Raw genomic sequence first — 23,033 nt, forward strand, 5'->3', positions numbered from 1 at the left:
GAGCGGACTCGGAGGTGCGCTCAGCCTACCGATCCGCCGTCGCCGCGCCGCGGATCAGAGCAGACCCTGCGCGCCGAGAGCCGCACGCAGGACGGGGGCGATGTGCTCGGCGTACGCGACCGTCAGGTGCGTCTGGTCGTACTTGGTGGGGATGGTGCCGGCGAAGGCCGGGCACACGTTCTCCCAGCAGCTGAACGGGAGCGAACTGAGGGCATGGTCCCCGGATGCGGCCGCCGCCGCCTCGGCTGCTGACTGCATGTCGGTCCACGTCGTGTCGACGGAGGTGAGGCAGTTCGCGGGGCTCGACAGCGGTGAGTAGCACTGCCCGAGATCGGCGCCGAGCGGCGGCGGCGCGAGGTACGCGATGCGGCCGGGCATCGCATAGGTCGACATCTCGGCCTGCGTCGCCGCGATGAGCGCCGGTGCCGAGAGGTCGGTGCCGTCGGTCGTCCGACCGAGCGTGTAGGCGTTCGAGACCACGACGAGCTGGGCGGGGTCGGCGGCGATCGCCGCGCGCACGTCGGTCTTCCGCTGCGGGCAGGCGGCCATGACCCCGGCGCCGTCGTTCTGCACGAGCACGTCGGTGAATCGGCATCCGTAGAGCCCGATCGTCGTGATGCGCCACGCCCCGGCGCTGTCCTCGGCGATCTTCTTGAACGCGGGCGCGTACGCCATCGCGGTCGAGTCGCCGACGAGGTACATGTGGTTAGGGGCATCGGTGCTTCCCCACGTGCATCCGGCCGCGTCGAACGCGGCATCGGGTGAGAAGCAGTCGTGGGCGGGGTTGTCGCTCGATGAACGCGAGATCACGTCGTCGAGCGAGGGGGAGAGGGCGGGCCAGGCGGTGGCGGATGCGGCCGCCGCCAGTTCGTCCTGGAGCGCGGGGAGCGGGTCGGTCTGCTCCTCGGCGGCAGGCGCGGGCGGTGCGAGCGGGCCGAGGGTGGGGATGCCTCCGACCGTCGACTGCAGGGTGATGGCGATGACGCCGGCGCCGATCACGAGCACGACAACGCCGAGGACGGCCTGCCCGGCGAAGCGAGCGCGCCAGGCCGACCAGGCCGCGCGACGCGTGTCGGGCGCCGTCGGGCGCTCATCCGATCCGGGCTCGGGGGTCGCCGAGGGAGATGCTGCGTGGGACGCGGCGGCGCCGACGGCGAGAAGCTCGGATGCGGGCGGGCCGCTCGGGGACGCGACCGCCGGGGACGCGACCGCCGGGGACGCGACCGCCGGGGGCGCGACCGCCGGGCGCGCGGGCGCCCCGGGGTAGTAGCGTGCGCCGGGAGTCCAGCCGGCGGGCCGACTCTGCAGCGTCCGTGCGGGCGGGGTTACGGGCGCCGGAGGTGCGACAGGCGCCGCAGGTGCGACGGGCGCAGCGGATGCGACGGGCGCAACCGGGGCCTCCGCACCGGCGCGCGAATCGGGCGCGCCCGCGGGGCGCGGGTACGCGCGGAGCCACGGCGAGCGGTGGAGCGGCTGCTCCACGACGAGATAGGACGCGACCGACAATGCAGCGATCGCGCCCAGGACGATCGGGGTCGTCGGGGCGCCCGCGGGCAGCAGAACTCCCGCGAAGACGATGACGGGGAAGTGCCAGAGGTAGATCGAGTACGAGAGGTCGCCGATCGCGACGCTCAGGGGGTTGCTGAGGGGGAACAGATGCCGGGCCCGAGGGTCGCCCGCGACGCCCGCGGCGATCACGAGCGCAGTGGCGGCGACGGGCAGGGCGGCCCACGGCGCCGGAAACGCGCTGTCGGCGTCGATCGCGACGAACGACCACAGGATTCCCGCGAGTCCCGCCCAGGCGAGCGGCACGCGGAGCAGACCCGGGACGCGGGCGAGCACGGGCGTCAGCGCGGCGAGGAGCGCGCCCGTGCCGAGTTCCCAGGCGCGCGTCGCGGTGGAGAAGTAGGCCACCGTCGGCTGGGCCGCCGTGTCGGTCAGAGCCCACGCGAAGGAGGCGACGACGATGACCGCGGCGGCGAGCCCGACCGTGATCCTCCGCGAGGTGGGGGTTCGCCGCGCGAGCGGAATCACCAGGAGTGCGACCAGAAGCAGCGGCCAGAGCAGGTAGAACTGCTCCTCGACCGACAGTGACCAGAAGTGCTGCAGCGGAGAGACCGCATCCGTCGACCGGAAGTAGTCGGTGCCGTCGGCGGCGAACCGCCAGTTCGACGACAGCAGCATGGCCGCGATCGCATCGCCCAGGGTCTGCTCGGCGCGGGGGCGGTTGAACACGAAGAACGCCGCGGTCGTCACGGCGACCAGCACGAGAAGCGACGCGGGCAGGATGCGGCGGATGCGGCGGGCCGCGAACGCGCGGAGCCGGATGCGGCCGGTGCGCTCCTGCTCGCGGAGCAGCAGGCCCGTGATCAGGAAGCCGGAGATGACGAAGAACACGTCGACCCCGACGAACCCTCCGGCCGGAAAGCCGATCGCGTGGCACAGCACGACGGCCACCACGGCGATGGCCCGGAGTCCCTGAACATCGCGCCGAACAGGGGGCGCGGCGGAGGAGGGAGAGGAGTTCATAGGGGAGGGCGGCGCCGCGATCGAGACGCATCACCGCCGACCAGTGTAGGCCTGGGAGCGGTACCACGGCACCCGCGCCCTATCGTTGCCTCTCGCAGCGCGGGGAGAGCGACTCAGATCAGCGAGAGCTCGCGGAGCTTCGCGTCGACGTCGGCGTTCGAGGGCTCGACGTGGTGCGAGGAGTCCGGGTAGACGACGACGGGGATCTGGGTGCGCCCGGAGATGTCGCGCGCGACGTCAGCGGCCGCGGGGTCGGCTTCGAGGTCGATGTAGGTGTACTCGACGCCGAGGCCGTCGAGCTGCGCCTTCGTGCGGCGGCAGTCGCTGCACCAGGCAGCGCCGAACATGGTGATCCCGGACGATGTTTCGCTCATGAAACCAGGGTAAGAGTGAACATCAGGTGTCCGGGTCGTGACGGTCTCCTTAGCGACTTCCTGTGCGGATGCCCAGCCCCCGGTTTTCGATCAGGTCGGCATGTCAGGATGAAGACGATCTCCTGATCCGGGTGGTCGTTTCTGTTTTTCCCCAAGGCGGTTCGTATGCAGGTCACGGTCGTCGTGCCGACGTTCAATGAAGCTCCCAATGTGGCGGAGCTGGTTCGTCGGGTCGCCGCATCCGCTCACGGATACACGGTCGACATCCTCTTCGTGGACGACAGCACCGATGACACCCCCCGGGTGATCGAGCAGGTCGCTGCGACCGCTCCGGTCCCGGTGCGTCTCATCCACCGCGACAACCCGGTCGGCGGGCTCGGTGGCGCGGTGACCGCGGGGATCGCCGCGGCCGACTCCGACATCTGCGTCGTCATGGACGGCGACCTGCAGCATCCGCCCGAGACCATCGCGAACCTCGTCACGCGCTTCCGTCGCGGCGACGTCGATCTCGTCGTCGCGTCGCGGTACGCCGAGGAGGGCGCCGCGACCGGGCTTTCCGACGCGTCGCGCGTGCTGGTCTCGCGCGCCTCGACCTACCTCACGAAGGCCATGTTCCCGCTGCGCTTGAAAGAGGTGAGCGACCCGATGACCGGGTTCTTCCTCGTCGACCGCCGCGCTCTCGACCTCGAAGAGCTGCGCCCGCGCGGCTTCAAGATCCTCCTCGAGATCCTGGCCCGTCATCCCGTCCGCGTCGTCGAGGTGCCGTTCTCGTTCGCCGACCGGCACGCGGGCGCGTCGAAGGCGTCGTTCCGTCAGGGTCTGCACTTCCTCGCCCAGCTCACCGCTCTGCGCTTCGGCAAGATGTCGATGTTCGCGATCATCGGCGGGCTCGGCGCGATCGCGAACCTCGCCATCGTCTGGGTGCTCGCGCACGTCGGCATGGGCGACATCAGCTCGATGCTCGTCGCCGCCGAGATCACGATCATCGCGAACTTCCTGCTGCAGGAGCGGTTCGTCTTCCAGGACGTCAAGGCGGATGCGTCGGGCATCGTGTCGCGATTCGCGAAATCGTTCGCGTTCAACAACGCCGAACTGATCGTCCGCATCCCGATCACGACGCTGATCATCTCGAACTGGCACATCTCGGTCGTCATCGCGACCGGCATCACCCTCGTCGCCGCGTTCGTCCTGCGATTCCTCTTCCACTCGCTCGTCGTCTACGCGCCCCGTCGCGCCGGCGCTCGGAAGACGTCGCCGGCCCGCGCGCTGGTCGAAGAACTCGACCGCCAGGCCGTCTCTCCCGGCGAGCTCTGAGCCCGGTCGTCCGGCGACGAGCCTGATCCCGGTCCTCAGCCGACCAGGTTCCGGAAGTCGTCGAGGTCCATTCCGTAGTTGATGCGGATGGTGGGCAGGGCGAGCTTGTCGGTGCCGGCGCGTACGTAGCCGGGCTCGACCGTGCGCGCCATCTCGAACCCCGCGCGGCGCAGTGCCTCTTTCGCGGTGTCGTTGTAGTGGCCGTAGGGGTAGGCCATGACCTCTTTCGCACCGAGGATCGCCGCGGAGGTCTCCATGTCGGCGGCGATCTGATCGACGGTCCAGTTCACCATCCGGCCCTGCCCGTTCTCGCCCGCGGTGTGCATGTCGTGGGTGTGTGAGCGCTGCAGCACGTACATGTTGGGCGTGGGCTCGGTGCGGGCCGAGGTGATCACGAACGACGTGGTCGGCACGCGATAGTTCTGCACGATCGGGGCGGCGAGTTCGAGCCAGCTCGAGTCGGCGTCATCGTCGGTGACGATCGCCGACAGCCGGGGGATGTACAGCGCCCCGTCGATGAAGGCGCTCAGTTCGTCCCAGGTCGGAAGGTAGAAGCCGCTCTCCGCGAGGTAATGGATGTGCGACTCGAAGTCGCCGATGTAGGTGTAGTTGGCTTTCAACCAGCCGGACTCGCCCTCGGGCTTCGTCGTGAACTGGTGGTACATCAGGATCGGCACGCCGACGTTCTCGGCGGCGACGTCGTCGGGTGACTTCCACGCGGCGTGCACCGTGGTCTCGTGGTCGGCGCAGGTGACGAGGTCGGCGCCGTTGATGCGCGCCCCGACGCTGTAGGACGCGGCGTCACTCGGCGTCGCGTACCACCCCGCGAACACCGCGCCGTCGCGGCGGGGGATCGGCAGGTGGGCGTAGAGGGCGCCCTCGGTCTGCAGCTGCGGGGCCTCCGCGATGCCGTCGCCCGCGAAGCTCACGGCGCACGCGCGCGGATCGGCGGCGGTGCGGAGCAGTTGCTGCGCGGCGGTGAGTGGCGTCGCGCTCGGGGTCGGCGCGGGTGTCGCGCTGAGCGTCACCGCGGGGTACGGGGCGGCGGATGCGGGCGTGAACCCGCGGAGGAACGTGAGGGTGGCGGCGACGCCGGCGGCGACCACGACGACCGGGATCAGCACGGCGACGAACACCCGGAAGGCCCTCCGTCGACGTGGCGGTCGGGTATATGTGCGCCGTCGAGCCACCATCGTCGTTTCCCCCTACATGGGCGCTCGGCGCCCTCCCCCGTGCGAGGCGACGACCCCGCGACGGTCAGAGTGTAGCGGCGTCGGGTGACGCGGCTGGGGTGCGACATCCGGAGCCCGCCGACCCCGGTCGTAGACTGGGCTGCTGACCATCGGGGCGCTCTGGCGCACTCCCTCGGCCGCCGCATCCGTCACGAACCAACGAACGAAGACACCATGCCGCACTCCGCCGCCGGTCTCGCCTACCGCGAGGCGCGGGACACCCTGCTCGCCCACTCGCACGACGTGGAGGCCGCGCGCGACGCGTTCTCGTGGCCCGACGTGGGGCCGCACTTCAACTGGGCGGTCGACTGGTTCGACGGCATCGCCGAGGGGAACGATCGCGTCGCCCTGCGCGTCGTCGAGGAGGACGGCAGCGAGGCGTCGCGCACGTTCGACGAGATGCGCCGCCGCTCGAACCGGGTGGCGAACTGGTTGATCGCGCAGGGTGTCGGGCGGGGCGACCGCGTGATGCTGATGATCGACAACCGCGTCGAGCTGTGGGAGGCGATGCTCGGGATCATGAAGATCGGCGCCGTGATCCTGCCGACGTCGGTGGTGCTCGGTCCCGACGACCTGGCGGAGCGCATCGATCGCGCCGGCATCCGCGTCGTGATCGCCGACCAGGACGACGCGGCGAAGTTCGACGGCTTCGACCTCGACCTGGTGCGCATCGTGGTCGGGGCGTCACGAGCGGGATGGGTGTCGTTCACGGATGCGGACGCCGCATCCGACGCGGCACCCGGCATCGTCGGCGACTCGACCGACACCTCGATCGTGTACTTCACCTCCGGCACGACGTCGCGGCCGAAGATGGTCGAGCACACCCACCTCTCGTACCCCGTGGGCCACCTCAGCACGACGTACTGGATCGGTGTGCGGCCGGGAGACGTGCACATGACGATCAGTGCACCCGGCTGGGGCAAGCACGCGTGGAGCCTGTTTTTCGCCCCGTGGATCGCCGAGGCCACGATCTTCGTCTACAACTACGGCCGGTTCGATGCCGGCGCCCTCGTCGCCCAGCTCGATCGTGCCGGCGTGAACTCGTTCTGCGCGCCGCCGACGGTATGGCGGATGCTGATCCAGGCCGATCTGGAGCAGCGCCCCCGCGGGCTCCGCGAACTGCTCTCGGCCGGCGAGCCGCTGAACCCCGAGGTCATCGCGACGATCGAGCGCTGGTGGGGCATCCAGATCCGCGACGGCTACGGGCAGACCGAACTGACCGCGGTCGTCGGCAACACCCCGGGCGTCGCGCTGAAGCCCGGGTCGATGGGGCGGGCGCTGCCCGGGGTCGACGTCGTGCTGCTCGACCCGGTCACCGGCGAGATCGCGGACGAGGGTGAGATCTGCCTGCCGACGCATCCGGTGCGTCCGCTGAACCTCATGCCCGGCTACATCGGCGACGCCGAGCGCACTGCGCTGGTCGAGTACGACGGTTTCTACCACACGAGCGATGTCGCCTCCCGCGACGAGAACGGCTTCCTCACGTTCATCGGCCGCACCGACGACGTGTTCAAGGCGAGCGATTACAAGGTGTCGCCGTTCGAGGTGGAATCGATCCTGCTCGAGCACCCGGCGGTCGCCGAGGCCGGCGTGGTGGGTGCGCCCGACGAGCTGCGGTTGAACATCGTGAAGGCGTACGTGCACCTCGCGGCCGGGGCGCCGGCGGATGCGGAGACCGCGCGCAGCATCCTGGCGCACGCGCGCGAGCACCTGCCGCCGTACATGCGGGTGCGGCGGGTCGAGTTCTTCGAGTTACCGAAGACGATCTCGGGCAAGATCCGTCGCGTCGAACTCCGCGAACGCGAGATCGCGCACGCCGGCGAACGGATCGAGAGCGAGTTCCGCGAGTCGGACTTCCCGGGTCTGAAGGGCTGACGCGAGGCCACCCCGCCGGATGCGCGCCCGTAAAATGACGTCGCGGCGCATTGTCGCCATCCTGTTGCCGCCTCCCGCGTGATCGTGCCGGGGCGTCGTCGACACCCCCTTCACCCCGGGAGCCGCATGTCCGCCGTCGTCACCGCGCCGCCGCGTCGCGTTCGAATCGAACCGACCGTCCTGCAGGCGCTGCGCAGTCCGCGCCTGCTCACCCGCGAGGTGCTCGCAGGCCTCGTCGTCGCGATCGCGCTCATCCCCGAGGCGATCGCCTTCTCGATCATCGCGGGCGTCGACCCGCGGGTCGGGCTCTTCTCGTCTTTCGTGATGGCGGTCGTCATCGCGTTCGTGGGTGGCCGCCCCGCGATGATCACGGCCGCGACCGGAGCCGTCGCCCTCGTGATCGCCCCGGTGGCGCGCGAGTACGGCATGGACTACTTCATCGCGACCGTGCTGCTCGCCGGCATCATCCAGGTGCTCCTCGCCGTGCTGGGCGTCGCGAAGCTCATGCGCTTCATTCCGCGCAGCGTCATGGTCGGGTTCGTGAACGCGCTCGCGATCCTCATCTTCCTCTCGCAGATGCCTCAGCTCGTCGATGTGCCGTGGGCGGTGTATCCGCTGGTCGCGGTGGGGCTGCTCATCCTGTTCCTGTTGCCGAAGATCACGCGGGTCGTGCCCGCACCTCTCGTGGCGATCATCCTGCTGACGGCCGCCGTGGTGGTCTTCGCGATCTCCGTGCCCACGGTCGGTGACCAGGGTGCGCTGCCGCGGAGCCTTCCCGAGCTCTTCGTGCCCAACGTGCCGCTCTCGTTCGAGACCCTCGGCATCATCGGGCCGTACGCGCTCGCCGTGGCGGTTGTCGGTCTGCTCGAATCGCTCATGACGGCGAAGCTCGTGGATGACGTGACCGACACCCGCTCGAGCAAGACCCGTGAGGCATGGGGTCAGGGAGTGGCCAACCTCGCGTCCGGGTTCTTCGGCGGCATGGGCGGCTGCGCGATGATCGGCCAGACCATGATCAATGTGAAGGCCTCCGGCGCTCGCACCCGGATCTCCACGTTCCTCGCCGGCGTATTCCTCCTGGTGCTCGTCGTCGTGCTCGGCGACGTCGTTGCGATCATCCCGATGGCGGTGCTCGTGTCGGTCATGATCTTCGTCTCCGTGGCCACCTTCGATTGGCACAGCATCCGCCCGTCGACGCTCCGTCGCCTCCCGTTGAGTGAGACGGCCGTCATGGTCGTGACGGTTGCGATCACGGTGTGGACCCATAACCTCGCGATCGGCGTGGTGGTGGGTGTCGTGATGGCGATGGTGCTGTTCGCGCGTCGGGTCGCGCACTTCGCGACGGTGACCCGGACCACGGATGCGGGTGCCCCGGAACCCACCGCGCACTACCGCGTGGACGGAGAGCTCTTCTTCGCCTCGAGCAATGACCTCACCACCCAGTTCGAGTACACGACCGATCCCGATCGGATCGTGATCGACCTGTCGCGCTCGCACGTCTGGGATGCATCGACCGTGGCTGCGCTCGACGCGATCGTGACGAAATACGAACGCCTCGGCAAGAAGGTCGTGTTCGAGGGGATGAACGACGAGACGACCGCATTCCACGGCCGACTTTCGGGCGGACTCGGCGCCGGTCACTGACCTGTTGCCCGCGTCACCTACGGCAGCGCGGCGGGGGAGTCAACCCGCTGCCGGTGTCGGCGGGCGCGCCTAGCCTCGGAGCATGTCCGATGCGAACAACACTCCCGAGACTCTCGGCGCCGTGCACGATAGCGACAACCCCGCCGAGAAGGATCCCTCCGATTGGGTCACGGGCGACGAGCCCATGACCGCGCCGCAGGCGAGCTACCTCGACACCCTCGCCCGAGAGGCTGGCGAGGAGATCCCCGCCGACCTCACGAAGGCTGAGGCATCCGAGCAGATCGATCGTCTGCAGGCCGAGACCGGCCGCGGCAACAGCTGAGCGTCAGTCGCCAGAGCGCGATCGCACACCCGGGACGCCGCCAGCGTCCCGGGTGTTTTCGCGGGGCGCGGATGGTGCGAGCTTCAGACCGATGACCGCGGCGATGATTCCGGCGATGCACACGAGCTTCGCGATCGAGAACGGCTCGGCGCCGGTGAGCAGCGCGTACGCGACGGTCAGGGCCGCGCCGATGCCCACCCACACGGCGTACGCCGTGCCGATCGGGATGCTGCGTGCCGCCCAGCCGAGTCCGAGCATGCTGGCGACGATCCCGACCGCGAAGACCACCGTGGGTACCGGTTTGGAGAGGCCGTCGGAGGCGCCGAGGGCCGTCGCCCACACCGCTTCGCACACGGCGCTGAGGATGAGCACGAGCCACGGCATCAGCTGACCACCTTGAGTCCGATGACCGACGCGACCAGCAGTAGAAGCAGCAGGATGCGAACGAGCGAGGCGCGCTCGGCGCCCGTGACCATCGCCCAGATGACCGTGAGGGTCGCCCCGATCCCCACCCAGACGGCGTAGGCCGTGCCGGTGGGCAGCTCGGTCATCGCGTAGGCGAGCCCGGCCATGCTCGCGACGAGGGCGACGCCGAACACGATCGTGGGGCGCGGGCGCCGAAACCCGCGAGATGCCGCGAGTGCGGCGGCCCAGACGGCCTCCAGCATTCCCGAGGCGATGAGGATGATCCACGCCATGACATGACCTTCCGAGTCAGTCTTGTCGAGATGCGGGTACTGCTCCCTCGTCCGCAGGGCCGGATGGGCCCTCTGCTCCAGAGTAGCGCCGGGGCCCGCCCGCATCCGAAAAGCACCGCAGTTTGGGGGTGGCGAGGCTCCTCCGCCCGGGACTCGTCAGCGCCAGGCCTCGGCGACGGCGATCTCGCGGCCGAGCACGCGACAGGCCGCGCGGTGCCCCGAGAGCAGGGCGGCCGTGACGGTCGCCGGGTCGTCGGTCCAGGTCGCCTCGCCTGCGATGTGCAAGACGCCCTCGACCGGGGTCGCGAGGTCGTCGTGGTCGGCCGTGGTCGATCCGAGGGTCATGTAGGCGTACGAGCCGCGGGCGAACGGGTCGTCCTGCCAGGCGGTGATGTCGACACCGATGGGGCGCTCGACGCGCGCGCCGTAGAGGCGGCGGAGCTGCGCCAGCACCGAGTCCACGACGCGATCCTCCGGCCAGTCGCGGATCTCGCGCGCGGCCGGGCCGGCGGCGAAGGTCAGCAGCGTGGGGGTGCCGTGGAGGGGGGTCAGGTCGTACCAGGAGTGCCACCACCGGCTGTCCGGTCCTTGCTGGCGGATCGCGTAGACGTCGTCGTCCCAGAACGCCGTCTCGAACCGCAGGAAGATCTTCTCGAACGCGTTCATCGTGAGTCGGCCGAGCGCTGCCGCGTTGATCTCCGGCAGGGGCGGATCGAAGGTGAACTCGTCGCTGCGCAGCACCCCGACGGGCACCGTCACGATCACGCGGGCGGCGTTCACGATGCGCTCGCCGGTCGGGTCGTCGGCGACGGTCACGGTCACGCCGCCCTTCGACCACTGCACGCGGGTGACGGTGTGGGAGAGGCGGATGTCGAGTCCCTCCGCGAGTCCGGCGGGGAGCCGGTCGTAACCGCCCGGGAACACGACTTCGTCGCCGTCGATCGCATCGTCGTCGAGTCCGTGCGCGGCGAGGTCTTCGATCCACGCGCCGTACTGCTCCTCCGCGCGGTGTTCGAGGTACTCCCGCACGCGCTGAGTCCGGTCTTCGTCCCAGCCTTGCGCCACAAGGGCGGCCTCGGTGACGTCGCGGTACGAGGCGTCGGGGGCGGATGCGGCGACGGTTTCGAGCAGCGTCTCATCGACCGTGTGGATGTCGTCGGTGAAGCGGGTCGCATCCGCATCCGAGAGTCGGGTGCCGTCCGGGGAGTAGTAGGCGATGGGGCGGCTGTCGGGCTGGTAGCCGCCGACGGTGAACTCGATCGTCCGCATCCCGAACGCCGCGGCGGCCTCGGCCACCGGGCTGTCGGTGATGCCGTGGATCCACGACGCGCCGAGGTCGGTCGCGTGTCCGCCGGTGCGGTCTGTGTGCACGCGCCCGCCCGTGCGATCGCGGGCTTCCAGCACAACGACCGACTGGCCGTTCTTTGCGAGAAGGCGGGCCGCGGTGATTCCCGCGACACCCGCACCGATGACGACCGTGTCGAACTCGTGCATGTCGGGACCCTACTCCTCGCATCGCGCTCTTCTGCCCGCGATGGCGCCAGTTCCCTGTCATGGCTGCAGAAACATGTGGCGCCAGAACAGGAAACTGCAGCCTTCGGGGGGTGGCGAACCTGGCGCGGCGGGCCGCCCGGGTCAGTCCGCGGCGTCGGCTCTCTCGAGCTTGTCCTTCAGCTCGTCGAGGTCGACGGCGCCGGTCGTCACCTGTTTGGTGCCGTTGTACACGTCGCGGTCGAGTTGCTTGCTGGCGTTGGCGACGAGCATCGCGACGAAGGTGTCGCCGTTGACGTTGAGGAAGGTGCGGAAGATGCCGGCGAACCAGTCGACCGCGATGAGCAGGCCGACGGCCTCGAACGGCAGCCCGAGGGAGGTCGCGAGGAACATCGCGACGACGGGGAAGCCGCCGGGCACGGTGATCGTGCCCATGTTCAGAAGGATGGCGAGCGCCATCCCGAGCACGATCGTGCCGAAGTCGAGCGAGACGTTGCCGGATTGCGCGAGGAACATCACGACGATCATGTAGTTGAGCACGGCGCCGTACGACCCCATCGTGAGGCCGACCGAGAGGGTGAAGTTCGCGACCGGCTGGCTCACGCCGATCTTCTCGATCGCGGTGCGGAGCACGGTCGGGTACGTGACGGCGGAGCTCGTCGTCGTGATGGCGATCATCGTCTGGTCGGTGAGCTTGGCGGGGAGCTTCGCGGGGTTGAGGCCGGTGCGTAGCCAGACGACGAGGATGAACAGGGCCAGGATGATCAGCACACCGATCAGGGTCGAGCCGAGGTAGGCGAGGGCGCTGGTGACGACCGAGAAGCCGACGGTGCCGGAGAGGTTGGCGAGCAGGCAGAAGACGCCGATCGGCGCAATCAGCATCACGAATCGGATCATCGTGAGCACGATCTGCTGGATCTGGTCGAAGAAGTCGAGCACCAGGCGGTTGCCGCTCTTAGCGATGTAGGTGTTGAGCGCGACGCCGAACAGCAGCGAGAAGATGATGATCGGCACCATGGTCGCGGTCGACATGGCGTCGAAGATGTTCGTGGAGACGAAGTTGACGACGGTCTGCTGCCAGCCGGTGGTCTCGCCGGCCGACTCCTGCAGGGCGGGGTCGACGCCGCCGGAGAAGTCGATGCCCGCGCCGGGCTGGAGGATGGAGCTGATGCCCCAGGCGAGCACGGCGGCGACGATCGAGAATCCGATCATCCACTTGAAGGTGCGGAACGCCATCTTGCCCATGCCGGATCCGGTCATCGCGCCCGTCGCGACGATGACCGACGACATGACGAGCGGCACGATCGCCATCTGGATGAGGCGGATGAACAGGTCGCCGACGAACTTCAGGTTCGCCGCCCACTCGCCGACGATCAGCCCGAACACGATTCCGAGGATGGCGGCGGCGCCGATCTGCAGGGCGGGGTTCTTCAGGACTTTGGGCACGACGTTCTCCATTCGCACGCCGCCGAGTTGGGGGGTGGGGCGGCGGCGTGCGGGGCCAAGGTAAGAGATCGTTGCCTGCGATTTCGACTCGACGCGAGGGGTGTAACACGGTTTTTACGAGGATGACGCGTGGGTGCGTGCTCAGCTCGGTCTACGCCGTGTGAAAGGAGGGAGCCCGCACGCTGGGACGGACACGCCAGAGTGCCCGCCCTCTATCTGTGGAACGTCACAAGCTCCGGCGAGAAGTTCGACGGGGGGAGGAGTCTGACGTCGCCGCCCACTTGAATCATCTCGCTGTCTTCTTCCACTCTCTGGGGAGTGATCCTCTCCATGTCGTGCCATAGGAGTTCAAACAACTCGCGGGCGGTGGAGTTCGGATCGGGCGTCAAGATCGCGACGAGTCGATGCTCTCGACTGCGGAAGACGACGACCACGAGGGGGCCGGTCGCAGCCGCTGACTCGACTTGGTAGTGGTCGTCACCGGCGCTGGTGTCGTAGGGGTGCCACCCTGGCGCCTCGTGGGTCGCTGCAGGCAACGGATGCGTTGGTCCCAGTCCCCACTCGTTTTCGGCGAGCGAGGCCAGGGCTCGGGCAGTGTTCGTGTCGGACGGCATCACAGGCTGTCGTTGACCCACTGGGGGCATGTACGCGTCGGAGCCGAGGCTGAGTCACGACAGTAAGCGGTGACAACCCCCAGCTCGTATGGATCGGGGCTCTCAGCCCCTGGGTTGCGTTCCTGGATGAGCTCGAAGTTGATCACCACATCGCCGTTGGGATCTTGATAGTACGCACCGTACAGGTAGCGCCCGTTGGGCTGGAGATAGCCCCCGGTGTTGATGCTGACGGTGTTTTCAATTGTTTGCTGCTCGACATTGTGGGTGTTCAGCGCGTGTAGGTACCCGAACGAGCCGGTGGATCCCTGGCGGAGGACCACCTTCTCGCCGGAGCCGTCAAGGGTGACGCTCAGGCAGCTGAATTCCGGTCGATTCGGATAGCTCGTGGTTCCCGCCGCGCATCCGTCGGCGAGCGCGACGGCATCGCTCACATCTGCAGTGGATGCAGAAGAGGAGCTACCGTACTTGGTCTGCATCACGGGGTCACTCGTGTAGGCGACCCACTCTCCGGCGGGCGCTTCAGATGGTGTGGGCGAAGTCGCTGCAGATGCGGGCGTGAACGACCACGAAGCAGCCACGAACAAAGCGACGACACCTGCTCCGACCTTCATCTTCGTTCTCATTCGCAATCTCCCTCGAGGTTTGACTCGGAATCGGAGTGAGCGACGTTACGGAACTCGCTTGAGAGCTGCAAGGGGTCGCGCCGATCGCGATCGCTCACCGCGCTGCCCGCTGCTGGGCTTCGCGGATCGGGCACATCGGACCCAATCGGCTGCGTTCGACACGAGGGACTCGGCCGGAGATTCAAGAGAACCCCATGAGTAGAAGCCACACGAGGGTTTCAGTTGCTCCCACGGGCGTCGACTCCGTGACCTCACGATTTTCAGTTGTATGCGCCGGGTTTGTGGGTGCCCACGAGTGCTCGTTTGCCGCGTGATTCCGCGGGAGTCGTGCTCGTTGGTGATGGCTGGTTCTCGATGGTTTCAACCGAGTTCCCGGCCCAGGACCGGCCCGGCGGCGAGGGTGTTGCTACGGCTCAAGCTCTTCAAGCTCTTCGGGCTCTTCGAGCTCGTACGGCAGATCGAACAAGTAGCTCGACAGTGCGATGGACCGAGCTCGCCGGTTGGCGAGGTCTGAGGCGGCGCGGGCGGCCGCCCGTCCGTATCCCCTGGCCTGGGCCACTGGGCCAGGCGCTTCAGGATCCTTTATATAGGCGTCGATGGCCGTTGAAAGCGAAGCAAGCTTCTGGGCGATGTCAGCGCGCGTTTTTCGGTCGAACGGTAGATCTGTGACGCGGTCCGCTAGGACGAGGAATAGCGAGTAGAAATCTGTCTTCTTTTTCCACCGGAGATCGGTCGGCCAGGAGAGGAGCTGTGATAGCTCCCCCAGGACAGCCGAGAAAGTCGAGACTGCGGTTTCGCGGTCCGGGAATTCTGACTCGAAGTTCCGATAGTACTTGTCAAGGTTAGATTTCTTATTCTGGAGGCCGTAGAGAAGCGAAACGGCGAGTTCGCTCACATACTCGATGTCGAGCATGCGGCGAATGTCGTTAGCGGTAAACACCCCTGAGGTAACCCAGAAGTCGTTACTCGAGAGCGACTCCATGGTCTTTATGAATTCGCCCCAGTAGGTGGAGTGTCGAAGCTCCTGAGCGTTGAGAGCGATGTTGTTCCTATTTAAGCGGCCGAAGATGTCACGAATTTCTGCATCGGCGAGCGAAGGAAGCTCACGAACGACAAACTTGTACTGGAAGACTTGCCTCCTCTGATCATCGGTGAGGTCATCGAAGTAGGAACCGGCAAGCGTGCCGGACTCGTCGCCAAGGGGTACATCGCCCGCAATAAATGTGAGGCACGCCCTGATTCGTTGTTGGCCGTCCACGACGATATAGGTTTCGTCTCCGTCAGCATCCACCCGCGTCTGCAAGTAGAGCTCCGGTACCGGATATCCGCGCAGGATCGTGTCCATCAACGCCGCCTGCTGTTTTTCCTGCCAGACGGGGTTTCTCTGGTACGGAGGCTTGAGTTCCAGCTCCTCCGCCTTGTGCCGCTTCCAGAACCAAGAGACTGTGTGGTGGGTCGCCTCCAGGAACCACTGATTCGACTGCTCAGGATTAGTCATTTTCGTTTACCTCGTTGATGCCGGTCGGGCCTTGGTTCTGGTCATCGAGCAGCTCACCTCGGAGCTTTTCAACGCCTCTTCGTTGGTAATCACGTAGCGAATCAAAATCGCGATAGATTCGCGCCTTGACGTCTCGGTCCATTGTGGGATGGACGCGAGCGACCCGTCCCAGCGCTGAGGCCCATTGGGGGCCAAAGGATAGATGCGCCAAGACCGTATCAGTGGCGATGGTGCCGTCGAAGACGAGGGATGAACGATGGTGTCTCCAGTGTCCACGTAGCTCTCGCGCTGTTTCTCCTCGCATTGCACGAATGTTTCGCCAGGCCTCCTCGAAGTGGGTTGGGCTTATGATCGCCACGTCTATATCCGACTCTCCGTGGAAAGCACGAAATCGCTTTTCTTCGCGCGGCGACAGACTGAACCCCACGGCTCCACTGCCGACGACCACGATGCAGAGCGGATCGACGCCCAGGCCGCGGCCCAACACTGTTCTCCAAGCGGTGTACTGCTCGCGTGACGCGAAGACATGCGGGAGTCGATCGAGCACGTGGAGGCTGGTGAACTGTGCGACATCCATCGTGCGCATCGCCTCTTGTAGCTGATCGAGGGCGCCCGTCTTATCCATCTGCGGCTCCCCCCACATGGGCACACTAGCAGTGGGAGAGACTCCAGCGGCCAGCGGTCTGTTGTTGGCGACATGACGATGTCGACCGTGAGCAGACCACTGGTTCTGACCTCGAATTCGGTGTCGATCTGGAAGGCCTGTAAACACGTCCATCGACGAGGTCATCCGAGCACAACAGGCTGCCCTCCCGCAGCGCCGTCGCCACGGCCTCTTGCCTCGACGTAACTGAAGATGCGGCCGTCCTGCTCCTCGTCAGTAATGCGTTCGGCGAGGTTGCTGAGGGTTTCGGTTGGCATATCCCTCCGCTCCTGCGCGACCCGCCGAGCATCCCGCTCGTCGATCGCATCGACCAAATCATCGAGCACGGTGTGGACGTCGGTACTCCGGCGCTCTGCGAGCTTCGAGATCTCCTTCGCGGCATCCTCGAGGGTGTAGAGCCGTTGCCACGGGTGCTCGCCGTGACGTGCGATCGCGACCGTCTCGCGAGTGTAGGAGTGTGCGCCGCCGGCGACGAGCCACCGCTCCTGACCCTCAGCGTTGAGGAAGAAGTCGACGATGTACTCTCCGCAGGGCATCTTGTACACGCCGGGTTCGGTCGGCGCGCTCTCTTTGGCATCGGCGATCATCTCGCGGATGATGCGATCCCAGTCCTCGTTCTGATCGTCCATCAGTTACCTCCCCTGCACAGAACAGACAAGCCTCTCATCAGACGGACTGGGGTGTCCACTGGCTCGTGCCCCCTCGCGTGAAGAGCCACGGCGCTTCACGCGAGTTGCCCCAGTCGCGGCCAGATGACAGAAGCCTCATCGACAGATCCTGAAGGACTGAGGGCGTCGTATTGTCCGAGGTCGCATGTACTTTGACTCTGTGTTGACCTCACTATTGCGGCGCAGGGGTCGTTCCGCCGCCCGCAATGATCGCGCTGCCAACCCCGACCATGCTTGGAAGGCGCTCGGCCTGGTTAATGAGTGGATTCGGCACGCGGATGCGAAGGCAGGTGTGACGCTCGCCTTCACGGGCGTCCTCGCCGCAATGCTCTTCAACCTCGTAAAGGATTTCGAGTCGAGGACGGTCTGGTCGGATGCGGTCGTCGTCGCGGCGTGCGTGCTCCTCGTAGTCACGGGGGGACTTTGCGCGTGGACATTGACACCTCGCGTGCGAGACAAGGACGCGAGCAACCTCGCCATCAACCGGCTGTTCTACGCGAGCATCAGCAAGAACTTCAAGGGCGACCGGCACCGTTACGTCGATGTCCTTCACACGCTCACTGCGGATTCCGACGAGCTCACCCGAGACATTGCACATCAGGTTCATGCCAACGCAGAGATCGCGACCACTAAGTCGCGGTGGGCTACGTGGGCCATTCGCTCGGCCGTTGCCGCTGGCGCGGCGGTCGCTCTCCTTGCCATTCTCATCGGCGCTGCAAACTCACAGGGGTAACTATGGACGGCAACTACAAGACATATAGCTACGTCTCCAGTTCAGACCGCATCAAGGCGATATTGGATCAGCCAGCGGGTGCATTCGAAGAGACTGAGGCGCTTCCGGACCGCGACAAGCTCACATTCTCCAACGGGTTCTACGGCAAGTGTTCTGCGATCTTCATCGACATCCGGGACTCGTCTGGTCTTACGGCAAAGCACAAGCGGCCCACGCTGGCCAAGATCTACCGTGCTTTTATCTCTGAGATGGTCGCAGTACTGAACTCCACCTCCATCGTCAGGGAGGTGAACATCGTCGGCGATTGTGTTTGGGCCGTGTACAACACACCGCTCAAGACCGACATCACCGAGGTGTTCACGATCGCGGCCCGGGCAAATACTCTGCTGAAGCTGCTCAACCATCACTACGCGAAGAAGGGCATCGACGCGCTCAAGATAGGCATCGGTGTGGACTACGGTCGCGCTCTGATGATCAAGGCGGGGTTCAGTGGCAGCGGGATCAACGATGTGATCTACATGGGTGACGTGGTCAACAGCGCGGCGCACCTCGCTCATGAAGCAGGCCGCGGTTGGAATCGACCGATCTACGTCGGCAGCGACATCCACTTAAACCTGCGCGACGATGACAAAAAGTGGTTCAACTCCACCTACCTGAGCGGTCACGGGACGACTTACACCGCTGACGTTGTCATCTCAACGATGAGCGAGTACATCGACGCGCTCAACTAATCTGTCCGAGCCGTTGGTTCGGCGACACCGTCGTCCGTGACTTCTTGGCGAGTTCGCGGGCTGAAACCGGTTGCGCTGTCGTGTTTGAGAACCGCAATACGACGACGACCGGCCCCAGACCGGCCCCGTCCAGTGGAGACAACGGCCATCGCCTGTGCGTGCTGCGCGTTTCGTCGCGTTGCGCTCGCTCCACGGCCGAGCCGCAACAGGCAAGGCGAGCGGTTCAGAATTTGCCCCTCATCAGGGAAAAGGCGAAACCCCCGCGAATAGAAGCTCCGCGAGGGTTTCTGGGATGACGTAATGATCATCCGTGTGGCTCCGACGGGCGTCGATCCCGTGACCTCACGATTTTCAGTCGTGCGCTCTACCAACTGAGCTACAGAGCCGCGCGGTACTGCGGTGAAACCGATTGCCGCGTCTTAAACGAAAGGCCCTCTCTCAGAAGAAAGGGCCCGTCGCTTAGAGCGACCCTGACGGGACTTGAACCCGCGACCTCCGCCGTGACAGGGCGGCACGCTAACCAACTGCGCTACAGGGCCATGATGTATTCAATTATGAGTGGTGAGTGACCCCAACGGGATTCGAACCCGTGCTACCGCCGTGAAAGGGCGGCGTCCTAGGCCGCTAAACGATGGGGCCGAGCGAACCCGCTGGGCTCACGCTTACCGAAGAGCAAGCATACGCATTCCCCAGGGGATTCGCCAATCGAGATCGCGAACGCCCGCGCGCCATCGTTCCGGCGGCATCTGGCGGGGTGAGGATGGCACCGGTGCTGTGCGTGCAGCATCCGGGATTCTGTTGCGGTTGTGACTGATGTTGTTAGTGTGGTCATCGTTGCGCCCGGTATGGAGAGGCTCTCGTGACGAACGAAGAACTGCCCCCGGCGGAGGACTGCGACTGCGCTCCTACCGCTGAAGAGCGAGCGCGATTCTGGCCCGGCATGACCCGTCGCACGGCCATCGGTGTCGGAGCCCTCGGCGTCGCCGGCCTCGCCGCCGTCGGCAGCCCGTACATCCCCCGCGCGTTTGCGATCGAGGGTTACCCGTCGTGGGACGACGTGCAGCGGGCCAAGGCGAACGAGACGGCCAAGAACGGCGAGATCTCTCGCATCCAGGGCCTGATCTCGCAGCTGCAGGCCGATGTCGCCAACAAGCAGGCCATTGCCGACCAGAAGTCTCAAGAGTTCTACGCCGCAGAGCAGGCGTACTTCGACGCAGGAACCCGCGCCGACAGCCTGCAGGCGCAGGCCGATCAGGGTGCCGCCGCCGCCACCGAGGCCGCCAACAAGGCGGGCAAGGTCGCGAGCCAGCTCTACCGCTCCGGTGGCGACGACACATCGATGCAGCTGTTCTTCGCCGGGTCCGCCGCCGGCGCCGACGACCTGCTCGACCGCCTCGGCACGATGGACAAGCTCCTCGAGCGCAACCAGACGGTGTACGCGGATGCGGTGCGCGCACGCAACGCCGCGCAGGCCGCGACCGCGACCGCGACGGCCGCGCGCGATGAGCGCGACCGACTGCAGCAGATCGCCAACGCGGCCATGGAAGAAGCGGTCGCCGCATCCGACGCCGCCCAGGCCGCCCTCGACGCGCAGAACGAGAACCTCGGCACGCTGCAGGCGCAGCTCGCCGCCCTCCAGGACACGACCGCCAAGACCGTCGCCGACTACCAGGCCGGCGTCGCCGAGCAGAAGCGTCGCGACGAAGAAGCCCGCAAGGCGCGCGAAGCCGCGGCAGCCGCGGCAGCCGCTGCGGCGGCGGCGGCAGCAGCGGCGGCTGCGGCCGCCCAGCAGGGCAACAGCGGCGGTGGCGGAGGCGGAAGCAGCGGCGGTGGTGGCGGAGGCGGTGCTGCCCCCGGCGGCAGCGGCGGCGGCTCCGGATGGGTGCGGCCCAGCAGCGGACGCATCAGCTCCGGCTACGGCCCTCGCCAGTCGCAGTGCGGCCCGCAGGGCTGCTCGAGCAGCTTCCACCGCGGCCTCGACTTCGCGCCCGGATGCGGCGCGGCGATCTACGCGGCAGCATCCGGCACCGTCGAGATGTCGCAGGTATACAGCGGGTACGGAAACTACATCCGCATCAACCACGGCGGCGGCCTCGCCACCGGCTACGCGCACATCGTCAACGGTGGGCTGTACGTGCGCCGCGGACAGTACGTGAACGCCGGCCAGCTCATCGCCGCGGTCGGCAACACCGGCGGGTCGTTCGGCTGCCACCTGCACTTCGAGGTCTACACGTCGGGTGGCACGACCGACCCGGCGCCGTTCCTTCGGGCCCGCGGCGTCAGCGTCTGAACCCCCACGACCAACAGAAGAGCGGATGCCGATTCACCGGCATCCGCTCTTCGTTGTTCAGGTGAGAATCAGAGCGTGTTGGGCGCTTCGCCCTCGCCCTGCGTCTTCGTCTGCTCGCCGTGGTCTTCGAACCGGGTGAACGCCTCGGCGACGAGGCGCTCGGCCTCATCCACGCCCGCCCACTCGTCGACCTTGACCCACTTGTTCGGCTCGAGGTCCTTGTAGTGCTCGAAGAAGTGGCCGATCTCGTTCTTGGTCCACTCGTCGATATCGCCCACATCCTGGATGTGCGCCCAGCGCGGATCCTTCGCGAGCACGGCCACGACCTTGTCGTCGCCGCCGGCCTCGTCGCTCATCTTCAGCACGGCCACGGGCCGCACCTTCGCGAGCACGCCCGGGTAGATGTCGCGGTCGAGCAGCAGCAGTACGTCGAGCGGGTCGCCGTCTTCGCCGAGGGTGTTCTCGAAGAACCCGTAGTTGGCCGGGTACCCCATGGGGGTGAACAGCACGCGGTCGAGGAAGACCCGGCCAGTGCCGTGGTCGACCTCGTACTTCACGCGGCTGCCGCGGGGGATCTCGATGACGGCGTCGTATGCGCCCATACGTGTGGCTCCTTCGGAAGTTCAGTGGATGGCGGCACCAGCCTAGCCGCGCCACCTCGCGCGCACCGGCGGGGGTGTTGTGGGGGTGACGTGTGGGGGAGGTGCGCTCGACGGGAGTGCGCGGAGGCGGAGGTGCCGTGGGGTGCGGTGCGCTCGAGTGAAAGGTGCGGTGCGCGAGTGGGAGGGGTTTGGGGTGCGACGCGCACGAGTGGGAGGCGGAGGCGCGCTCCGGCACGGCACGTCGGCCCGGAGCGAGGAGATCTGCCGAAGCGAGGACGGATGGGGGGAATGCGGCCCTCGCTTCGGCAGATCTCCTCGCTTCGGCCGTGCCGCGGGCAGAAGTAGGGCTCCTGGCTTCGGACGGTCTGCGGGCGGGGGTAGAGCTCTTGGCTTCGGCCGGGCTGTGGGCCAGGGCAGACCTCCTCGCTTCGGCCGGGCTGTGGGCCGGGGTATGGCTCCTGGCTTCTGCCGGTCTGCCGTCCGGGTCGGATCTCCTCGGTCTGGCGATCGCCTCGGTTCGAGGGGCGGAGTCCCCGAGCGCGGATGCCGAGGCCGCGCGCTAGCGTGAACCCGTGACAGATCACCGCCCCGCGCTCGATCCCGCGGTTGCCGAGCTGCGCCGTGCTGTGCGCCCCGCGCTCGCCTCGCACCGGACCGTGCTCGTCGCGCTCTCGGGCGGTGCCGACTCGCTCGCCCTCGCCGCTGCGGTCGCGTTCGAGGCCCCGCGGGCGGGAGTGCGCGCGATCGCCGTCACCGTCGACCACGACCTGCAGCCAGGGTCGGCCTCGGTCGCTGCTGACGCCGCGAACTCGGCCCGTGGGCTGGGCCTCGAAGCCATCGTGGTGGGGGTCGAAGTGGGCGCGGATGGCGGCCCCGAAGCCGCCGCGCGCACCGCCCGGTACGCCGCGCTCCGCGACGCCGCGACCGACTACTCCGCGAGCGGCGTGCTGCTCGGCCACACCCTCGATGACCAGGCCGAGACCGTGCTGCTCGGGCTCGCTCGGGGTTCGGGTGCGACGAGCCTCGCCGGCATGGCGGGTGAACTCGACGACGACGAGATCACCTGGATGCGGCCGCTGCTCGCCGTGCGCCGAGAGTCGACCCACGCAGCCTGCGCCGCGCAGGGGCTCATCCCGTGGGAAGACCCGCACAACTCGGACGACAGCTACGCCCGGGTGCGCGTCCGCCTCCGGGTGCTTCCGGTGCTCGAGGCGGAGCTCGGCCCGGGCATCGCCGACGCGCTCGCGCGAACCGCCGAGCAAATGCGCGAGGACGCGGAGGCCTTCGCCGACATGATCGAGGAGACGATCGAGGACATCGTCGAGCCCGCCGAAGCCGGCATCGCGATCTCGGTCGCCGCGCTCGCCGCCAACCCCGCCGCCCTCCGGAACCGCATCATCCGCCACGTCGCCGCGAGCGAGTTCCACGTCTCGTTGACCCGCGCGCAGACACTCGAGGTCGCGAGACTCGTCACAGACTGGCACGGGCAGGGCCCGATCGACCTGCCCGCATTCCGGGCGCACCGCGCGGACGGCCGCATCCTGTTCACCGCCCGCTGACTGACCGCACCGGATGCTGAATCCTCGGCTCTGGCGAGGAGATCTGCCGGAGCGAGGGCCGAATTGCCCGCATCCGTCCTCGCCTCGGCAGATCTCCTCGCTTCGGGCCGTGCTCCCACCACCACG

General features: G+C 67.2%; 21 protein-coding genes, 3 tRNA genes and 1 riboswitch. Of the genes, 8 read left to right on the top strand and 16 right to left on the bottom strand.

Going from position 1 to position 23,033, the window contains the following annotated elements; translation table 11 throughout:
• Positions 1-54 precede the first annotated feature (54 nt).
• Together LQ938_RS01090 and LQ938_RS01095 are read right to left on the bottom strand one after the other, a co-directional pair.
• Positions 55-2,529 (bottom strand): acyltransferase family protein, encoded by a 2,475-nt coding sequence (locus LQ938_RS01090; protein ID WP_223722223.1) that lies wholly within the window; start codon positions 2,527-2,529, stop codon positions 55-57.
• A gap of 113 nt (positions 2,530-2,642) precedes the next feature.
• Positions 2,643-2,903, bottom strand: a complete 261-nt coding sequence (locus LQ938_RS01095) for a glutaredoxin family protein (RefSeq protein ID WP_223722224.1) — start codon at positions 2,901-2,903, stop codon at positions 2,643-2,645.
• A 165-nt stretch (positions 2,904-3,068) separates the two neighbouring features.
• Here LQ938_RS01095 and LQ938_RS01100 point away from each other — a divergent pair, with 165 nt between their 5' ends.
• Entirely contained in the window at positions 3,069-4,217 is a 1,149-nt protein-coding gene (locus LQ938_RS01100) for a glycosyltransferase (RefSeq protein ID WP_223722225.1), read from the top strand.
• Positions 4,218-4,252: 35 nt separating this feature from the next.
• Here the strand turns inward: LQ938_RS01100 and LQ938_RS01105 are convergent, their stop codons facing one another.
• On the bottom strand, positions 4,253-5,353 hold the full coding sequence (locus LQ938_RS01105; RefSeq protein WP_223722226.1) for a polysaccharide deacetylase family protein: 1,101 nt from the start codon (positions 5,351-5,353) through the stop codon (positions 4,253-4,255).
• Positions 5,354-5,623: 270 nt separating this feature from the next.
• Here LQ938_RS01105 and LQ938_RS01110 point away from each other — a divergent pair, with 270 nt between their 5' ends.
• The 3 genes from LQ938_RS01110 (at position 5,624) to LQ938_RS01120 (ending at position 9,290) form a co-directional block, all read left to right on the top strand.
• A complete protein-coding gene (locus tag LQ938_RS01110; protein WP_223722227.1) occupies positions 5,624-7,324 on the top strand; it encodes an AMP-binding protein in 1,701 nt (566 codons plus the stop codon).
• A 126-nt stretch (positions 7,325-7,450) separates the two neighbouring features.
• The gene (locus LQ938_RS01115) at positions 7,451-8,968 is read left to right on the top strand and encodes a SulP family inorganic anion transporter (RefSeq protein WP_223722228.1); all 1,518 of its coding nucleotides are present in this window, start codon (positions 7,451-7,453) and stop codon (positions 8,966-8,968) included.
• 82 nt (positions 8,969-9,050) lie between these two features.
• A complete protein-coding gene (locus tag LQ938_RS01120; protein WP_223722229.1) occupies positions 9,051-9,290 on the top strand; it encodes a DUF3072 domain-containing protein in 240 nt (79 codons plus the stop codon).
• A 3-nt stretch (positions 9,291-9,293) separates the two neighbouring features.
• Here LQ938_RS01120 and LQ938_RS01125 read toward each other — a convergent pair whose 3' ends face one another.
• The 9 genes from LQ938_RS01125 to LQ938_RS01165 form a co-directional block, all read right to left on the bottom strand.
• Positions 9,294-9,674, bottom strand: coding sequence for a DMT family transporter (locus LQ938_RS01125; protein WP_223722230.1), 381 nt, complete (start codon positions 9,672-9,674; stop codon positions 9,294-9,296).
• Positions 9,674-9,988 carry a DMT family transporter gene (locus LQ938_RS01130; protein ID WP_223722231.1) on the bottom strand — a complete coding sequence of 105 codons (315 nt, stop codon included), beginning with the start codon at positions 9,986-9,988 and terminating at the stop codon, positions 9,674-9,676. Before LQ938_RS01130 ends, LQ938_RS01125 begins: the two co-directional genes overlap by 1 nt.
• Positions 9,989-9,998: 10 nt before the next feature.
• Positions 9,999-10,064: riboswitch (guanidine-III (ykkC-III) riboswitch) on the bottom strand.
• A gap of 80 nt (positions 10,065-10,144) precedes the next feature.
• Positions 10,145-11,482, bottom strand: a complete 1,338-nt coding sequence (locus LQ938_RS01135) for a flavin monoamine oxidase family protein (RefSeq protein WP_223722232.1) — start codon at positions 11,480-11,482, stop codon at positions 10,145-10,147.
• 141 nt (positions 11,483-11,623) lie between these two features.
• Positions 11,624-12,925, bottom strand: a complete 1,302-nt coding sequence (locus LQ938_RS01140; protein ID WP_223722233.1) for a dicarboxylate/amino acid:cation symporter — start codon at positions 12,923-12,925, stop codon at positions 11,624-11,626.
• Positions 12,926-13,137: 212 nt separating this feature from the next.
• On the bottom strand, positions 13,138-13,539 hold the full coding sequence (locus LQ938_RS01145; protein ID WP_223722234.1) for a hypothetical protein: 402 nt from the start codon (positions 13,537-13,539) through the stop codon (positions 13,138-13,140).
• On the bottom strand, positions 13,539-13,970 hold the full coding sequence (locus LQ938_RS01150) for a hypothetical protein (RefSeq protein WP_223722235.1): 432 nt from the start codon (positions 13,968-13,970) through the stop codon (positions 13,539-13,541). The genes LQ938_RS01145 and LQ938_RS01150 overlap by 1 nt, the downstream gene beginning before the upstream one ends.
• 598 nt (positions 13,971-14,568) lie before the next feature.
• Positions 14,569-15,660, bottom strand: coding sequence for a GmrSD restriction endonuclease domain-containing protein (locus LQ938_RS01155; RefSeq protein ID WP_223722236.1), 1,092 nt, complete (start codon positions 15,658-15,660; stop codon positions 14,569-14,571).
• Entirely contained in the window at positions 15,653-16,285 is a 633-nt protein-coding gene (locus LQ938_RS01160) for a hypothetical protein (protein ID WP_223722237.1), read from the bottom strand. The genes LQ938_RS01155 and LQ938_RS01160 overlap by 8 nt, the downstream gene beginning before the upstream one ends.
• A 161-nt stretch (positions 16,286-16,446) precedes the next feature.
• Positions 16,447-16,911, bottom strand: a complete 465-nt coding sequence (locus LQ938_RS01165) for a zinc ABC transporter ATPase (RefSeq protein WP_223722238.1) — start codon at positions 16,909-16,911, stop codon at positions 16,447-16,449.
• A 241-nt stretch (positions 16,912-17,152) separates the two neighbouring features.
• On the opposite strand from LQ938_RS01165, the gene LQ938_RS01170 reads away from it, so the two are divergent.
• Positions 17,153-17,725: a Pycsar system effector family protein gene (locus tag LQ938_RS01170; RefSeq protein WP_223722239.1), complete on the top strand. Its 573-nt coding sequence runs from the start codon at positions 17,153-17,155 to the stop codon at positions 17,723-17,725.
• Between the two features lie 2 nt (positions 17,726-17,727).
• Positions 17,728-18,456, top strand: coding sequence for an adenylate/guanylate cyclase domain-containing protein (locus LQ938_RS01175; RefSeq protein WP_223722240.1), 729 nt, complete (start codon positions 17,728-17,730; stop codon positions 18,454-18,456).
• 313 nt (positions 18,457-18,769) lie between these two features.
• On the opposite strand, the gene LQ938_RS01180 is transcribed toward LQ938_RS01175, so the two are convergent.
• The 3 genes from LQ938_RS01180 to LQ938_RS01190 all read right to left on the bottom strand — a co-directional run bounded on the left by LQ938_RS01180 (position 18,770) and on the right by LQ938_RS01190 (position 19,095).
• Positions 18,770-18,842 (bottom strand) — tRNA-Phe (locus LQ938_RS01180).
• Positions 18,843-18,921: 79 nt separating this feature from the next.
• Positions 18,922-18,995 (bottom strand) — tRNA-Asp (locus tag LQ938_RS01185).
• Positions 18,996-19,022: 27 nt separating this feature from the next.
• A tRNA-Glu gene (locus tag LQ938_RS01190) sits at positions 19,023-19,095 on the bottom strand.
• A gap of 301 nt (positions 19,096-19,396) precedes the next feature.
• On the opposite strand from LQ938_RS01190, the gene LQ938_RS01195 reads away from it, so the two are divergent.
• Entirely contained in the window at positions 19,397-20,746 is a 1,350-nt protein-coding gene (locus tag LQ938_RS01195; RefSeq protein WP_223722241.1) for a peptidoglycan DD-metalloendopeptidase family protein, read from the top strand.
• Positions 20,747-20,814: 68 nt separating this feature from the next.
• Here LQ938_RS01195 and LQ938_RS01200 read toward each other — a convergent pair whose 3' ends face one another.
• Positions 20,815-21,348, bottom strand: a complete 534-nt coding sequence (locus LQ938_RS01200) for an inorganic diphosphatase (RefSeq protein ID WP_223722242.1) — start codon at positions 21,346-21,348, stop codon at positions 20,815-20,817.
• A 572-nt stretch (positions 21,349-21,920) separates the two neighbouring features.
• Between LQ938_RS01200 and tilS the strand changes: the two genes are divergently transcribed.
• Entirely contained in the window at positions 21,921-22,907 is a 987-nt protein-coding gene (gene tilS / locus LQ938_RS01205; RefSeq protein ID WP_223722243.1) for a tRNA lysidine(34) synthetase TilS, read from the top strand.
• Positions 22,908-23,033 lie beyond the last annotated feature (126 nt).

The sequence above is a fragment of the Microbacterium sp. cx-55 genome, from assembly GCF_021117345.1.
Taxonomy (GTDB): domain Bacteria; phylum Actinomycetota; class Actinomycetes; order Actinomycetales; family Microbacteriaceae; genus Microbacterium.